16 protein-coding genes are annotated in these 14,893 nt (G+C 42.7%); 13 read left to right on the forward strand and 3 right to left on the reverse strand.

What is annotated here, in order from left to right; translation table 11 throughout:
- The first annotated feature begins 48 nt into the window (after positions 1-48).
- The 4 genes from AC19MX_RS11890 to AC19MX_RS11905 all read left to right on the forward strand — a co-directional run bounded on the left by AC19MX_RS11890 (position 49) and on the right by AC19MX_RS11905 (position 5,000).
- A complete protein-coding gene (locus AC19MX_RS11890; protein ID WP_498298272.1) occupies positions 49-444 on the forward strand; it encodes an MAPEG family protein in 396 nt (131 codons plus the stop codon).
- Positions 445-644: 200 nt separating this feature from the next.
- Positions 645-2,948, forward strand: coding sequence for a YgiQ family radical SAM protein (locus AC19MX_RS11895; RefSeq protein ID WP_498298274.1), 2,304 nt, complete (start codon positions 645-647; stop codon positions 2,946-2,948).
- 151 nt (positions 2,949-3,099) lie between these two features.
- Positions 3,100-3,702, forward strand: coding sequence for a hypothetical protein (locus tag AC19MX_RS11900; RefSeq protein WP_498298276.1), 603 nt, complete (start codon positions 3,100-3,102; stop codon positions 3,700-3,702).
- A 698-nt stretch (positions 3,703-4,400) separates the two neighbouring features.
- Entirely contained in the window at positions 4,401-5,000 is a 600-nt protein-coding gene (locus tag AC19MX_RS11905; RefSeq protein WP_498298278.1) for a pentapeptide repeat-containing protein, read from the forward strand.
- A 504-nt stretch (positions 5,001-5,504) separates the two neighbouring features.
- Here the strand turns inward: AC19MX_RS11905 and AC19MX_RS11910 are convergent.
- Both AC19MX_RS11910 and AC19MX_RS11915 read right to left on the reverse strand, forming a co-directional pair.
- Entirely contained in the window at positions 5,505-6,086 is a 582-nt protein-coding gene (locus tag AC19MX_RS11910) for a YSC84-related protein (RefSeq protein ID WP_432400391.1), read from the reverse strand.
- Between the two features lie 176 nt (positions 6,087-6,262).
- Positions 6,263-6,664, reverse strand: coding sequence for a nitrous oxide-stimulated promoter family protein (locus AC19MX_RS11915; protein ID WP_432400390.1), 402 nt, complete (start codon positions 6,662-6,664; stop codon positions 6,263-6,265).
- Positions 6,665-7,030: 366 nt separating this feature from the next.
- Between AC19MX_RS11915 and AC19MX_RS11920 the strand changes: the two genes are divergently transcribed.
- From AC19MX_RS11920 to AC19MX_RS11950, 7 genes are all read left to right on the forward strand, one after another.
- Positions 7,031-7,963, forward strand: a complete 933-nt coding sequence (locus AC19MX_RS11920; RefSeq protein ID WP_498298280.1) for a hypothetical protein — start codon at positions 7,031-7,033, stop codon at positions 7,961-7,963.
- Positions 7,964-8,107: 144 nt separating this feature from the next.
- Positions 8,108-8,449 (forward strand): hypothetical protein, encoded by a 342-nt coding sequence (locus AC19MX_RS11925; protein ID WP_498298282.1) that lies wholly within the window; start codon positions 8,108-8,110, stop codon positions 8,447-8,449.
- On the forward strand, positions 8,439-9,908 hold the full coding sequence (locus AC19MX_RS11930; protein WP_498298284.1) for a protein adenylyltransferase SelO: 1,470 nt from the start codon (positions 8,439-8,441) through the stop codon (positions 9,906-9,908). The genes AC19MX_RS11925 and AC19MX_RS11930 overlap by 11 nt, the downstream gene beginning before the upstream one ends.
- 26 nt (positions 9,909-9,934) lie before the next feature.
- Positions 9,935-10,255 (forward strand): DUF3630 family protein, encoded by a 321-nt coding sequence (locus AC19MX_RS11935; protein ID WP_432400386.1) that lies wholly within the window; start codon positions 9,935-9,937, stop codon positions 10,253-10,255.
- The gene (locus tag AC19MX_RS11940) at positions 10,248-11,249 is read left to right on the forward strand and encodes a serine/threonine protein kinase (protein WP_498298286.1); all 1,002 of its coding nucleotides are present in this window, start codon (positions 10,248-10,250) and stop codon (positions 11,247-11,249) included. The genes AC19MX_RS11935 and AC19MX_RS11940 overlap by 8 nt, the downstream gene beginning before the upstream one ends.
- Before the next feature lie 140 nt (positions 11,250-11,389).
- Positions 11,390-12,007 carry a thiol:disulfide interchange protein DsbA/DsbL gene (locus tag AC19MX_RS11945; RefSeq protein WP_498298288.1) on the forward strand — a complete coding sequence of 206 codons (618 nt, stop codon included), beginning with the start codon at positions 11,390-11,392 and terminating at the stop codon, positions 12,005-12,007.
- Between the two features lie 513 nt (positions 12,008-12,520).
- Complete coding sequence (locus AC19MX_RS11950) at positions 12,521-12,733, forward strand: DUF1107 family protein (RefSeq protein WP_188959125.1); 213 nt, start codon at positions 12,521-12,523, stop codon at positions 12,731-12,733.
- 10 nt (positions 12,734-12,743) lie between these two features.
- Here the strand turns inward: AC19MX_RS11950 and AC19MX_RS11955 are convergent, their stop codons facing one another.
- Positions 12,744-12,965 (reverse strand): cell division protein ZapB, encoded by a 222-nt coding sequence (locus AC19MX_RS11955; RefSeq protein ID WP_432400383.1) that lies wholly within the window; start codon positions 12,963-12,965, stop codon positions 12,744-12,746.
- Positions 12,966-13,137: 172 nt separating this feature from the next.
- Between AC19MX_RS11955 and AC19MX_RS11960 the strand changes: the two genes are divergently transcribed.
- Positions 13,138-13,491: a RidA family protein gene (locus AC19MX_RS11960; RefSeq protein WP_432400382.1), complete on the forward strand. Its 354-nt coding sequence runs from the start codon at positions 13,138-13,140 to the stop codon at positions 13,489-13,491.
- A gap of 256 nt (positions 13,492-13,747) precedes the next feature.
- Positions 13,748-14,839 (forward strand): branched-chain amino acid aminotransferase, encoded by a 1,092-nt coding sequence (locus tag AC19MX_RS11965; RefSeq protein ID WP_498298291.1) that lies wholly within the window; start codon positions 13,748-13,750, stop codon positions 14,837-14,839.
- The last annotated feature ends 54 nt before the right edge of the window (positions 14,840-14,893 follow it).

Here is a 14,893-nt window from a genome sequence, read left to right on the forward strand (position 1 = left end):
TAAATGCTGATGTCAAAATAATAATATAGTCGAATTAAGGATTAAGGCATGACATTAATGATTTCGGGATTATACGCAGGGTTAACTGCACTATTGTTACTTGGGTTAGCTTATAAAGTGGTTAAGCTACGTCGATTGAATAAAATTGGCATTGGTGATGGCGGTAACCAGGCGTTATCACTTGCCATTCGCGCCCACGGTAATTTAGTTGAAAACGCTCCAGTAGTCATGGTGTTATTGGTGTTAGCTGAACTCAACGGCATGCCAGATTATCTTTTACACATATTTGGAACCGTGTGGATAGTGGCTCGCTTATTACATGCCATTGGGCTTAATCAGGGCAAAGGCGGACTTCATTTTGGCCGTTTTTGGGGCGTATTAATGACCTGGATAGTACTATTGAGTTTAGCCGTTGCTAATATTGGCTTCTTTTTAGGTCTGTAGCCGTCTAATCCGTGGTGATACGCGCTTATCACCACTTTTTATAAGGTTAATTACTGATAAAATATTTCACTTTTGCTGCTTTTTTAGTCACACTTAGTGCCACTGTACTGCTATACTCCGCGTCCGTTAAATTCAGCTTTAGGCTGAGGTTATCATCGGATCAGTTAGACTGATTTTCCCCATTTATGTAGGTCATATACATGCAAGTTGAGTCAACGTTATTTAATTATCCAAAGTTTTGGGCGCATAGCTTCGGAACAGCACCTTTTTTACCCATGTCTCGCAAAGAGATGGATATTTTAGGCTGGGATAGTTGCGATATTATTGTCGTCACAGGCGATGCGTATGTGGACCATCCAAGTTTTGGTATGGCGGTGATTGGGCGGATGTTAGAGGCCCAAGGTTACCGTGTGGGGATTATTTCTCAGCCTGATTGGTCAAATAAAGAAGACTTTATGCAGCTTGGCCGTCCTAACCTGTTTTTTGGGGTGACAGCTGGCAACATGGATTCAATGATTAACCGCTACACAGCAGACCGCAAGTTACGTCATGACGACGCTTACACCGCTGGTGATATTGGCGGCAAGCGCCCAGATCGTGCCGTAACCGTATACACCCAGCGCTGTAAAGAAGCCTTTAAAGACGTGCCGGTAGTCATTGGTGGTATTGAAGCCAGTTTGCGCCGTATTGCTCATTATGATTATTGGTCAGATAAAGTGCGTCGCAGTGTGATTTTTGACGCCAAAGCCGATATTTTAATTTACGGCAACGCCGAGCGTCCATTAATGGAAGTGGCTCGTCGTATTGCTGCAGGTGAAGCGATTAGCGACATTGACGATGTTCGTGGTACGGCTGTGATGCGTAAAGACCCTATGCCGGGTTGGCGTGGTATGGATTCGCGTAAAATAGACCAACTGCATAAAATTGAACCCTTGCCGAGTCCTTATGGCGCTGACGATGTGGGTTGTAGTAATTTATCTGGGCCAACAGACAACAAAATTTTTGATAACGATGCGCCAAAGCCCATAAGTATTCAACCACCTCGTCCTAAGCCATGGGAAAAAACCTATGTGCTATTGCCTGCTTACGACAAAGTCAGCGAAGATAAATATTTGTATGCGCATGCCTCGCGTATTTTGCACCAAGAGCAAAATCCAGGTTGTGCTCGCGCGCTGTTTCAACCGCATGATGCAAACCGTGGTGTATGGGTAAACCCGCCTGCTTGGCCATTAAACACTGACGAGATGGACGCGGTATTCGACTTGCCTTATCAGCGTATTCCGCATCCGATGTATGGCAAAGAAAAAATTCCTGCTTACGATATGATTAAGACTTCAATCAATATCATGCGTGGGTGTTTTGGTGGCTGTTCATTCTGTTCGATTACCGAACATGAAGGGCGTATTATTCAAAGTCGCTCGCAAGAGTCGATTATTAAAGAAATTAAAGACATTCAAGAAAAAGTACCTGGTTTTACCGGCGTTATTTCTGACCTAGGTGGCCCAACGGCTAACATGTATCGTTTAGGTTGTACTAGCGAAAAAGCGGAAAAAACCTGTCGTCGTTTGTCGTGCGTGTTTCCATCGATTTGTGGCCATTTAGGCACAGACCATAAACACACCATCGACTTATACAAAGCGGCACGTGAAGTACCAGGCATTAAAAAAGTGTTAATCGCTTCGGGTGTTCGTTACGATTTGGCTATCGAAAACCCAGAATATATTAGAGAGTTAGCTAAACATCATGTGGGTGGTTATTTAAAAATTGCCCCGGAACATACCGAAGAAGGCCCACTCAGTAAAATGATGAAGCCGGGCATGGGAACCTATGACAAGTTTAAAGAACTGTTTGATAAGTTTTCTAAGGAAGCCGGTAAAGAGCAATTCTTAATTCCGTATTTTATTTCGGCCCATCCAGGCACCACAGATGAAGATATGGTTAACCTTGCGCTATGGTTAAAAGGACAGAAGTTTAAACTTGACCAAGTACAGAACTTTTATCCATCGCCAATGGCTAACGCGACGACCATTTATCATACCGAGCTTAACTCATTGAAAAACGTTAAACATGATAGTGAGCAAGTGACAGTACCGAAAAAAGGTCGCCAACGTAAATTGCATAAATTCTTATTACGTTATCATGATCCTGCAGGCTGGCCGATGATCCGTGAAGCCTTAGTGGCGATGGGCAAAGAGTCGCTTATTGGTAATGGGCCAAATCACTTAGTGCCACCAGAAACTCGTAATGAGCAAAGTAAAGTGAAGTGGGGCCAAAAGCCTGCTGCTAAAGCTAAAGACCAAGGTGGTCAGAAAGCCATGACTCGTTTTTCTGCTGATCAATTTGAAGACCGCAAAGGCGCGTCAAAAGCAGATAAAACCAAAGCCAAACCCGCAGGACAAAAATCTAAAGCAGCGGTAAAAAGCACTGGCCAGCCAGCAAACGCCACAGGGGCTAAACGTCCGGCCAAAACCGGTTGGGCAACCAAGTCTAAATACGCTAAATAGTCAGTTAGCTTTATCGCGCGATAAACACTAAACCCGCATTTATGCGGGTTTAGTGTATCTACTATCCCGAGTTGAGGTTATCTAGTCCTCCATAAGTAAAGCGTGTACTCTGTGTGCAAGAATAAATATCAATAAGCAAAGGATCAGCATTATGGCTAAAACGAGTACATTACGTGGTTACTTCACTAGCGCATTAGTATGTAGCGCGGCATTAATTGCCTTCCCAAGTAACGCGGCTAACTCAGTGCAGCAACAGCAGTTTTTTGAAGCAATAACAGCTCTTTGTGGCCAAGCCTTTGCCGGTAAAATTACTGCTGGTGGCAGTGAAGATGATGGCTTTAGTGGCAAAACACTAATTATGCATGTGCGCGAATGTAACGATAAGCAGTTAAAAATTCCATTTCATGTCGGCGAAGATCATTCACGTACTTGGGTCATCACCCAAACCGACACCGGCTTACAGTTAAAACACGACCATCGCCATAAAGACGGCTCTGAAGACAAGGTCACTATGTACGGTGGCGACACACGCGATGTTGGTACCGCTAATATGCAATCGTTTCCAGTGGATGATGAGTCGATAGTCAATTTTAAACAAAATGGTCTAGATCAATCGGTCACCAATGTGTGGCAGATGATGATTGAAGCACATACGTTTACTTATCGTTTAACACGCGAAAATCGTGATTTTAAAGTGGAATTTGATTTAACCAAACCTGTTGCGTTACCACCAGTACCATGGGGGCATAAGTAAACTCCATTAGGTACGTCTTCCCGGCAATGCTTTGAGCCGGGAGCCAGGTGTTAGTTTTTGTTGTTTTGCTTATGGCCTGCGGCCACTAACGTCGTGGCGCTTCGCCCACATCAGAGTATGGATAAACGTTACTCTGGTTCAAATAAACTCCATTAGTGACGTCTTCCCGGCAATGCTTTTGAGCCGGGATCCAGGTGTTAGCTTTTGTTGTTTTGCTTATGGCCTGGGGCCTGCGGCCACTAACGTCGTGGCGCTTCGCCCACACCAGAGTATGAATAAACGTTACTCTGGTTCAAGTAAACTCCATTAGTTAAGTCTTCCCAGCAATGCTTTTGAGCCGGGATCCAGGTGTTATTTTTTGTTGTTTTACTTATGGTCTGCGGCCACTAACGTCGTGGCGCTTCACCTACATCAGAGTAATAATAAACCAACGGCTGTTCCCTCTTTACTCTTTATAAAAGAATTGGCCCAGCCGCCACATCAAAATTATCCTGATGATTTAAATAATAGATGTGATGTTTTTATGTAGTTGAATCCTGATTTTTACTCCGTTTTTAGCCTGCTTCGGCCACCTTTTTACGAGTAAAGAATAAAAATACTAACGCTTCAGATGGGGTGTTCATTCCATCACATTGACTATCTTGTTTACTCGATCTACCTGATGTACTGTCTAAAAAAGTGTTGGTGGATGGGAAATCATGAAAGTGTTAGTTGATGGTGAGAGTTATCTAGATATTTTGTTTGAAAAACATCTTGGCTCGCATAAACAATTTAATCATATCGAATTTGAGGACTGTCAGTTTGTAGACTGTGATTTCTCCGAAACTCAGTTCAAAAATTGTAAATTCCTTAATTGTATATTTGAACGATGTAATTTCAGCTTGGTTGACCTTTCTAATTCAAAGCTGTTTGAAGTTAGGTTTCAAGATAGCAAATTAATCGGTGTTGATTGGGCGAAAGCTGAATGGGCTATATACCACTTAGATTTTGAGCTTAACTTTACGCGTTGTATTTTGAATGACTCATCATTTTTTGGGCTTAAATTGCACGAGTTAGTCTTGGATGAATGTAAGTTACATGATGTTGACTTTCGCGAGGGTGACTTTACTAATTCATCAATGACTTATTGTAACTTTAGGCATAGTTTATTTATGAGAACAAATTTACAAGGGGTCGATTTCAGTGACTCAGAAGAATACGTTATTGACGTGTTTGAAAATAATGTGAAAAAGGCACGATTTTCAAGGAGCGAAGCACTGAGTCTATTGGAAAGTTTAGGTGTTGAACTCGTTGACTGAAAGTCTGACTGACGTTTAAGACGAGTTTCGAACGCTTAGTGGAATTAACATACCTATCCAATCCAATTGGTTGAATAGTCAATACTTTACTAGATGTATGCCTCTTGTATTAGAGGCACTTCTTATTTTGAATAATGTTGTTTAAATCTTTATTGATATTTTACCTCCAGACACGCAAGAGGTTAGATCGAAGAGAGATAATGACAGGTGTAGATAAGTCAGCGAGTGTCCAAAAAAGGGATGTTTTGGTTAAGCCCACATGGAGGTGCTTGCGGCGTCTCGCTTAATCATCTGCACGGAGCCTGCGGCAGGCAATAAGTAACAATGAATTTGGGGTTTTAAAGAAGCAACCCAATACCAATAAGGTCAGATTAAGCAAGTATGTGAGCTGCCTTTTTACAAAAGATCTAGCAATATGAATCAACTCACCCAAAACAATTCAGGCTGCCAATGGCAGCCTGAATGCTCTGTAAGCTACGAGTACAAACTCGTATGAGTTAGTTACTACTTACTATCAAACGTAAACGATTGACCTGCTAAGGCTGCTTCAAACATCAATCCGCCTTTAGCTGCGGTGAAAATAGCCATACCATTAATGTATTTAGCAGCCGCATTATGGTTGCTGCCCGCTTGACCTGCGCCTGCTGAATTACCCGTGGTGCCAACCTGGGCACTAGCACCTAAATTAATTGCCACAGCTGAAGCTTGGGCGCTAAATTCAAAGCTACCACTGGTAAATTCGTTATAGGCTTTAGCGTCTTTAAAAAAGATAATTTCGCTATAGGCTTGGCCGCCTAATTGAAAACCAATCGATAACTGCGTAAGGGTTGAGTCACCCATGTGGCTACCAGCTTGATAGACTCGGCCATTGCCATAAGCGGCACCAATACCTATGCCGCCTTTAGCAACGGTAGGGAAAATAGCATAACCATAAGCTGAATTAAAAAAGTGCTGCGTTTCAGTGGCTTTTTTAAAGTTATTTTCGGCTTCTACATAGGTGTTGTCATTTGCGAAGCTAGGTAATGAAAACGCTAAGCTAAATAACACTAATATGCTTGAAAAAAATAGATTTGTTGGACGTTGCATAAATCACCTCATTGACATCATTGTCACTCTATATCCATCTAGATTACCAATACCGATAGATAGGCGCGAGTTAATTAACGTTTATACTTGCGCACAGGTAGACTGAGATCAAACAAACCCTATTCTCATGTGTTGTAGGTGCAATTGGTTGCAATCGCATCCAGATGTATAAGCGGCTATATGATGGACTCACTTTGACGCTTGCGCTCATGACGGTTTGATACGCCTTCTGGCGGTAAGCCTGGAGCGGGCTTGCGTTCAGCAAGTAAATGTTTAATGGCCATAATTGGGTGGGGTAATAACATTCTTGGGCCTGCAAAAAGCATAATCTCACGAGCTTTTTGTTTCATGTGAGGCTTGTAGCAATGTACCGGACATTTATTGCAGGTTGGTTTATCTTGGCCATATGGGCAGCGGTCTAGGCGGGTATTGGCATAACTTAAAAATTCACAACATTGCTCGCACACACCGTGCGATGGTTTTATCGGGTGGTGCGCTTTACAGTAAATAGTGACCATGGCTTCAATGGTGCGAAATTCAAACAGTAACTGGCCTGTGAGTAATTCTGTATCGCTCATGGTAATACCTTAGTAAATTAGTCTGGTATTGTGAGTTTATGCGGCAAAATAACCGCTGACAAATTCGCATTCGCTAATTATGAATTCAAACACAAAACTAAGGTTGAGTGTGTTATTGATCGCAAAAATGGCTTAAATGATCAGTGATTTGGCGGTAATGGATAGCTTATTACAGTTTAAAGTGGATAAACACTTGATTTTATAGCACAGATTGAAATAATAATGACTGGTGCTTAAAAAATAATCGCACTCGAATATTCACAGCGAAAAAATGATATTAATATCGTAAAAATGGCTCACAACCCGTGAGTGTGAGTAACATGGAATCCATGCGTGTTTGCGCATAACCAGCAAGGTGGACGCCTAATGCTAATAAAGATCTTTTTAGTTGTCATATTGGTTGTAATTGCCATGTATCTATACAGGCGCACCCAAGTAGTGGCAAAACAAGAATTAGACAAAAATACCCGTAAAACCAAAGTATCTGAAGCGCAATCAGAGGTCGCTTCGCACGCAGATACCGCGCAATCAGACTCAGTAGAGGCACCTGCAGCGGTTACCGACAGTAGTGAAGTTGACACGACAATCAACCAAGACAATGACACACCAATTGAACCAGAAATCTCTCCGGCGGAGAGTGTTGAAGTGCCAGCGGTTAAGCCTGAGATGGCTGAACCACATGAAGCCAAAGATGTCGCGCCTGCTGTAGCGCAAGCAACTCAGGCAGAAGTCACTGAGCCTGAAGCTATTGTGACTGAAGCTATTGCAACTGAAGAGAGAGACACTGAAAAAGCAGAAGATGTTAAAACTGCTCAGCTTAATAAAGACGAAGCGCCAACTGCAGCACCTCAAGTTGAAGCCGATGAGAATCAGGGGCATCAATTAAGTTTAACAACAGTGAAAGGGGAGTGGGCCAGCGATAGTTTTGTGCAGTTAGTTGCAGCAGCAAACACCGCAAGTGATGCACAAGGTCAGCATGATGCGCTAGCGAACGTGATTAACCATTGCTATAAAATGCGTAAGCAAAGTGATTATTGCCAATACGGCGCTGCACTTAAGTTGGCTTACCTCGACTTATTCCGTGTGGTATATCAACAACACGTTGCGAATGATAATGCCCAAGATATTAAAGCCCCTGCGTTTATGCAATTATCGACATTGTTGAATGATATTGGCGAGTTTGGGAAAGCGATTAGTGTCTGCCAACAGGCGATTGAATATCACTTAACCGACGGCACCGTCACCGGATTTGAAGGCCGGATTAATCGAATTGAGAAAGCGCAAGCAAAGGCAGGCTAACTCAGTTAATACAGCATGATGGATATCGGGTATGATAGCCATAAAGGAAGCGGACCTCGGTCCGCTTTTTTGTATTTTGTGTCCGTGAATGAATGTGAATAATGGATGCTGGTGGCTGACAGAATAAAGGTTTGGGTGACAGTGATGACTTCTTTAATAAGCAAATTACTTCTTGCTGCAATTGGGTTAAGTGTTGTGATGGGGTGCACGCGCACACCAGAATGGACACTCTTTTACGTTGCTGATAATCCGCAAAATACCGAAATGTCGATAGCATCAGCCAACATGGTGCAAACCGAGTTCATTTTAGGTTATTACGATACGCTCGAGCAATGCCAAGCAAAAGGTTCCGGCATGTTACGTTTGCAAGGTTCATCAATGCCCGCTGCGCAAGCCTTTGTGTGCGCGCAACAATGCCAAGTAGACGACAACAAGCAACTGAATTGCCAACGCCAAGTGTTGGGAGGCGCGTTGGATGCGCTTTAAGCAAGATTTTTTTGAACAATTAGACGGCTTTTATTCGCAAGTCTATCCGCAGGGGATTCAAAATCCTCACTGGCTCGGCTGGAGCGATGACGCCGCTAAACTGATTGGTTTAGACAAACCAGATGATGATTTATTAATGCAGCTTTCGGCAAATGCTGCTGCGCCTGGTGCAAGTTATTATGCTCAAGTTTACAGTGGTCATCAGTTTGGCGGATATACCCCAAGATTAGGTGATGGTCGCTCGATTATTTTAGGTGAAGCTGTGGGGCCTAATGGTGCGTGGGATGTCGCCTTAAAAGGTGGCGGCCCAACGCCGTATTCACGCCAAGGTGATGGCCGAGCCGTAATGCGCTCTGCAGTGCGCGAGTTTTTAGTGTCAGAGGCTCTGGCGGCATTATCTGTCCCTACAAGCCGAGCATTAGCGGTCATTGGGTCTGATTTACCGGTATGGCGCGAAAGCCAAGAGACCGCAGCCATTACCGTGCGTTTGGCTAAAAGTCATATTCGCTTTGGCCATTTTGAATATTTTTGTTACAGCGAAAAAGGTGCGCCAGACAAGCTAACCCAATTGCTTAATTTTGCCATTACTCAGCATTTTCCTCATTTAACAACCGATATCGCAGGCTACAAACAATGGTTTGTCGAGGTGGTGCAATCAACAGCAAAAATGATCGCCCATTGGCAAGCTGTTGGATTTGCTCATGGGGTCATGAATACCGATAACATGTCGATTTTAGGCGATACCTTCGACTTTGGCCCGTTTGCATTTTTAGATACCTTCAAAGAAGACTTTATCTGTAATCATTCAGATCACGAGGGCCGCTATGCTTTTGGTCAGCAACCTGGTATCGGCTTATGGAATCTAAAACGCCTAGCGCAAGCGCTGACTCCGATTATTCCGTCGGATTATTTAATCGCAGCGTTAAATACTTATCAGCCGAGTTTAGTGAGCCAATATGTGAGTTTAATGCGGGCAAAATTGGGTTTTGGCTCTGGCCACAGCGTAGAGCGCGATGCGCAAACAGAGTTAGAGAAACAAGACTTACAGTTAATTAGCCAATTTACGGTGTTATTAGAAAATAACCAGCTGGACTATAGCAACAGCTTGCGCCAAATAGGCCAGATAGACATAAGCAGTCAGCACAGTTCACTTCGCGATAACATGGTTAATGTGAACGAATTTGACCGTTGGTTTCAAACTTATCAAGCCCGGGTTGGTTCAGTTGCCGATGTTACTGCCTGGCAAGGTGAGCGTAATCAGCACAATCCAAAATATATTCTACGTAATTACCTCGCCCAAGAAGCGATTATCGACATTGAAGAAAAAGGCGATAACAGCAAGCTGCTTCAATTGCAGCAACTATTAACCCGCCCGTATGATGAACAGCCCGAAATGGACGATTATGCCAAACGACCACCAGACTGGGGCCAAGGCTTAATTATGTCTTGCAGCAGTTAGTTGAATTATTTTATCTGAGCCTTTTTATGAAATTATTGTCTGCTAAATTTGATCCCGACGCCCTGAGTATTGTTATTCAAGCTGACGTAGATTTTGAGCAATTTGAATTGTTTGCCGAACCCTTAGCGACCGCGTTAGATTGCGATATTCGTGAACGCCAGTGGGGCGCTGACAGACACCAATGGCTGCTGAATTTTGAAGGTTGCCCGGTGTGGTTACACTATGAATTTTACGGTGATATTTGCTGGTTATCGGTCGATAACGCCAATGATGTAGACGTATTAGGCTTTTTAGTCAGCTTGCTTACGCCGCATATTAAAACCACCCAAGAAGGTTTACATGGATAATAGCAGTACAGAGTTTCACTTTCAGGCATTAACGCCAGACCTTATTTTAGATGCGATTGAAAGCATTGGAATATTTCCTGAAACCGGTTTGTTAGCATTAAACAGCTATGAAAACCGGGTTTATCAGTTCCGTTGTGACCAAGGTTTACGTTATGTGGTTAAGTTTTATCGTCCACAACGTTGGAGTGATGCGCAAATCCAAGAAGAGCATGACTACGCATTGGCCTTAGCGGCTGAAGATATTCCTATCGCAGTGCCTGTTGTCATTGAAACGAGGACATTGTTTGAGTTTAAGGGGTACCGCTTTGCTTTATTCCCCTCCATTGGTGGCCGTGCATTTGAAGTTGATAATGACGAGCAGCTTGAGTCTGTAGGGCGCTTTATTGGCCGAATTCATCAATATGCCAGTAAGCAGCCTTTTGTACATCGCGAGCCTTTAACCCCTGAAATTTTAGGCGATGACGCCTATCGTTATTTGCGCGATAGCGGTATTGTTTCCTCGGGAATGCACGATGCGTTTTTTACTGTGGTAGAGCAAGTGCTGACAAAAGCGAAACAGATTTGGCAGCAATATAACGTTGAGACGATTCGTTTACACGGTGATTTGCATCCTGGTAATATTTTGTGGACACCCGACGGGCCAGGTTTTGTCGATTTAGATGATGCAAGGCAAGGACCAGCGGTACAAGATATTTGGATGATGTTGACTGGCGACAGAGTGCAACAATTATTACAACTCGACATTTTGCTTGAGGCTTACCAAGAGTTCTGTGATTTTGACACCAAACAATTGGCGTTAATTGAGCCGTTAAGAGCGTTTAGAATGATCCATTACAACGCATGGCTAACTAAACGTTGGCAAGATCCTGCGTTTCCGATGAACTTTCCCTGGTTTGCTGACATCAAATATTGGGAACAACAAACCTTGGCGTTTAAAGAGCAACTGGCGGCATTAAACGAGGCGCCTTTGAGTCTCAGCAGCTTTAATAGTTGATTAACATTGATTCATAATCACTACAGGATGTATTTAGTTACAAATACAATCAGGTAGCGATTGAGTTACTGCCTAGCGCTAGACTATGATAGTACCAGCGATTTTTTATTAGTATATTTTGCCTATTGAAAGGAAGTGAGATGAAAAAAGCATTATTGATGGCCGCAGCACTACTACTCGCGCCAATGGCGGCGATGGCTGCAGATTATAAAGAAGGTGTTCATTACACTGTGATTAATGAAGGCCCTGAATCAGCCAAGCCAGAAATCACTGAGTTTTTCTCTTTCTATTGTCCACATTGTTTTAATTTTGCTAAAACGGTTGTGCCAAAGATTGAAGCTAACTTGCCTGAAGGCGTGGCGTTTAACCAGTCTCACGTTGATTTCATTGGCCGTGAAATGGGCGTAGAAATGTCACGCGCCTTTGCGGTTGCGAAGCAGTTAAATGTTGAAGACAAAATTGAACCTGCATTATTTAGTGCTATCCATGATAAGCGTCAGCAGTTTACCCGTGCGGATGACATCAGAGCGTTATTTATTGCCAATGGCGTAGACGCTAAAGCCTATGATGCCGCAGCAAGTTCATTTATGGTGAATGCTCAGATGTCAAAAATGAAACGTGATACTGAAAATTCAAAAATTTCTGGTGTGCCAACGCTGGTTGTTAATGGTAAATACCGTGTAGAAACAAGCTCTATCAAGTCTTATGACGAGCTTATTGATATTGCATTTTATTTATCAACGATGAATAAAAAGTAAGTTAAATCATGGCGACTTTAGCGCTATGATTGAGCTAAAGTGCGGTATGCGAAGAGGAGCTTAGGCTCCTTTTTTGTTGTCTAAAGATTGGATAGCATGACAATAACTGGGGGATTACAGGCAAAAAAAAACCGTATATCTATAAAAGACAATACGGTGATGAGTCAAATGACTCTTTTTTACCCTGAGTAACGTCAAGGATATTAGCATGGTGTCAAAATATTGGCAAGTGGCATTATATTGTCGCAACCATTATCGTGTGATTTGTCAGACTATTTGAAAACGTAAAGTTAATGAAACTCTTACTAAAACGTGTTGTCCAATCTTTTGGCTGGTATTAATGCTGTCGATTTATTCAGCAGTTAAGAGATAACAGTCCGCTTTAGTGCGATACAACTACAGCCAAACGGGTTCATTGTATCGCACGCTAATCTCACTATACCGCAAGGTTATTTAGCCCTAATGTCGGTTAATGACAACGTATTATGTGTATTTGCTCTAGGAGGAGACACTATGAGAACGTTCCCTGTTTATGCGCCCAAGTTAATTGTTAAGCATGCTAGGATCTTTCTGAGTGGCGTGATTTGGGTAAAAGATTTAGGTTTACTCGAGTTTGAAAAAGGACGTTTTTTGCAAACAAAAAAAAGCCTGCCAAAAGTGAGGCAGGCGATCAGCGAATTAAATGCCCTGATTGAGGCGCAATCTACGCCGCAGCAATCAGTTTAAAAAGACTCGCTTACATTTCGTTATTCAATAAACCAACAAGGCCGTTGACCTTATCGCTCCAAGAGTTGAGGTCTTGCTGCAATTGTTGGTTTTTTTGTGTCAATTCTTCTTGCTGTTGCACTAATGCTTGGTTCTTTTGCTTCTCTTCATCAAGCTCCATTTTTAATAGCTCGATATTTTCAAGAGTTGCCTGGATTTTGGTTTCCAGTTGGGACAATAATTCAAGGCTCATGGGGAGTCCTATACGTTTCTGGATGGAACCCCGATTCTAGCAGTGACAAGGCCTATAGGAATAGCCTTTAAAACTAAGTGGCTAAAATATGTTCAATAAATCAGTCGATATTGTACTTTATCTAAGATCGCGATATTTTCATCGACTCACTTAGACAATAAAAGCGCATTTTATGACAATTACCAGATTGGATGTGGGCACGCGGATGAGCAGTATTGTTATTCATAACAATACTGTTTATTTGTGTGGCCAAGTAGCTAAAGATAAATATAGCGACATTACCACGCAAACTATCACCATGCTCGAAGAGGTCGATGGGTTATTATTGCAAGCGGGAAGTCGTCGTGAAAATATTTTATCTGCCACCCTTTACCTCAAAGACATGGCTGATTACGATGCGATGAACTTGGTGTGGGACAAATGGGTGCCAACAGGTCATGCGCCAGCGAGAGCTTGTGTACAAGCCGCTATTGCAGAACCAGAATATTTAGTCGAAGTGTCTATTGTTGCCGCTATCGTAAAATAAACCGATAAGTTAATGCCAAGAACCTGAACTCGGGATACTTTGATATTAAGCATTTTGTTCCCATCTCTTATCCCTAGTTCAGGTTAAATAGATAGAATAGACAGATGCACTGACAGTTTGTCTGTTGCAATATGAATAAATATATTGATGCTTGTTACGTTCAATTGACGTATTTTGATTTAGGATCTAGGGCTGTGACTTGACATTAATCTCTAGCCTCCATAGTCTGCAAGCTCAGTTTTTAAGGTGGTATGCAATGGACATAAAATATAATTTAAAATCAGCGTCAGAGCGCCGCACAGAACCGTTTAAGCCAGAAGGTGATGTCGGTTTTGGCAAGCTTCGAACTGACCACATGTTTCTAATGGATTATCGTGATGGTCAATGGTGCGATCCGCGCATTGTCCCTTATGGGCCGTTTGAAATGGCACCTGGTGCAATGTCGTTGCATTATGGGCAATCTATTTTTGAAGGCGCGAAAGCCTTTATGCACGAAGACGGCGAGATTTATACTTTCCGTTTAAATAAAAATGCTGAGCGCATGAACCGTTCTGCCGATATTGTGTGTATTCCCAATATTGATGAAGCGATGCAGGTTAAGGCGATTAATGCACTTATTGACGCTGACCGTTTGTGGTTCCCGCAACAAGAAGGCGCATGCTTATATATTCGCCCGTTTATTTTTGCAACCGAAGACCGTTTATCTGTGAGCCCAAGCCAGCAGTATACTTTTTGTGTCATGCTGAGCCCGTCTGGTGCTTACTATGCGTCGGGTGTTAATAATGGCATTCGTTTATTAATAAGCACTCAGTATCATCGTGCAGTGTCTGGTGGAACAGGGGCTTCGAAAGCATCTGGTAACTATGCTGCTTCTCTTCGTGCTGGTAAAGCCGCGGCAGAACATGGTGCATCGCAAGTATTGTATTTAGATTCAACCAACACCCAAATTGAAGAAGCGGGTGCAATGAACCACTTCCATATTTTAAAAGATGGCACTGTGATTATTCCTACCTTCACAGACACCATTTTAAAATCAATTACCTCGCAGTCCATTATGGAACTTGGAGATATGTTGGGTTGTGAAATCAGGCAAGAAACGGTGATGTTAGATAAGTTTATTGCTGATATTGAAGCGGGTGAAATTATTGAAGCGGGTGGTTTTGGTACTGCTGCTGTTGTATCACCTGTTAGCTCATATATCTTCGAAGATGGTCGCATCGTGACTGTTGGCGACGGTAAGGTTGGCCCAAATATTAAGCGTATTTATAAGCTGTTTACTGAGTTACAAAAAGGCCATGTAGCTGCGCCACAAGGCTGGGTTAAACGTGTAGAGCGAGTTGCTCCTTAGTTTAAGCTAAAGCTGCAGACAAAATAAAAGCTCCCTAGGGAGCTTTTATTTTGT

The sequence above is a fragment of the Shewanella sp. MF05956 genome, from assembly GCF_059758055.1.

Bases quoted from the DNA above. Each gene is read 5' to 3' on its own strand.
- AC19MX_RS11890 (WP_498298272.1), top strand. From the start codon at position 49: ATGACATTAATGATTTCGGGATTATACGCAGGGTTAACTGCACTATTG.
- AC19MX_RS11895 (WP_498298274.1), top strand. From the start codon at position 645: ATGCAAGTTGAGTCAACGTTATTTAATTATCCAAAGTTTTGGGCGCAT.
- AC19MX_RS11900 (WP_498298276.1), top strand. From the start codon at position 3,100: ATGGCTAAAACGAGTACATTACGTGGTTACTTCACTAGCGCATTAGTA.
- AC19MX_RS11905 (WP_498298278.1), top strand. From the start codon at position 4,401: ATGAAAGTGTTAGTTGATGGTGAGAGTTATCTAGATATTTTGTTTGAA.
- AC19MX_RS11910 (WP_432400391.1), bottom strand. From the start codon at position 6,086: ATGCAACGTCCAACAAATCTATTTTTTTCAAGCATATTAGTGTTATTT.
- AC19MX_RS11915 (WP_432400390.1), bottom strand. From the start codon at position 6,664: ATGAGCGATACAGAATTACTCACAGGCCAGTTACTGTTTGAATTTCGC.
- AC19MX_RS11920 (WP_498298280.1), top strand. From the start codon at position 7,031: ATGCTAATAAAGATCTTTTTAGTTGTCATATTGGTTGTAATTGCCATG.
- AC19MX_RS11925 (WP_498298282.1), top strand. From the start codon at position 8,108: ATGACTTCTTTAATAAGCAAATTACTTCTTGCTGCAATTGGGTTAAGT.
- AC19MX_RS11930 (WP_498298284.1), top strand. From the start codon at position 8,439: ATGCGCTTTAAGCAAGATTTTTTTGAACAATTAGACGGCTTTTATTCG.
- AC19MX_RS11935 (WP_432400386.1), top strand. From the start codon at position 9,935: ATGAAATTATTGTCTGCTAAATTTGATCCCGACGCCCTGAGTATTGTT.
- AC19MX_RS11940 (WP_498298286.1), top strand. From the start codon at position 10,248: ATGGATAATAGCAGTACAGAGTTTCACTTTCAGGCATTAACGCCAGAC.
- AC19MX_RS11945 (WP_498298288.1), top strand. From the start codon at position 11,390: ATGAAAAAAGCATTATTGATGGCCGCAGCACTACTACTCGCGCCAATG.
- AC19MX_RS11950 (WP_188959125.1), top strand. From the start codon at position 12,521: ATGAGAACGTTCCCTGTTTATGCGCCCAAGTTAATTGTTAAGCATGCT.
- AC19MX_RS11955 (WP_432400383.1), bottom strand. From the start codon at position 12,965: ATGAGCCTTGAATTATTGTCCCAACTGGAAACCAAAATCCAGGCAACT.
- AC19MX_RS11960 (WP_432400382.1), top strand. From the start codon at position 13,138: ATGACAATTACCAGATTGGATGTGGGCACGCGGATGAGCAGTATTGTT.
- AC19MX_RS11965 (WP_498298291.1), top strand. From the start codon at position 13,748: ATGGACATAAAATATAATTTAAAATCAGCGTCAGAGCGCCGCACAGAA.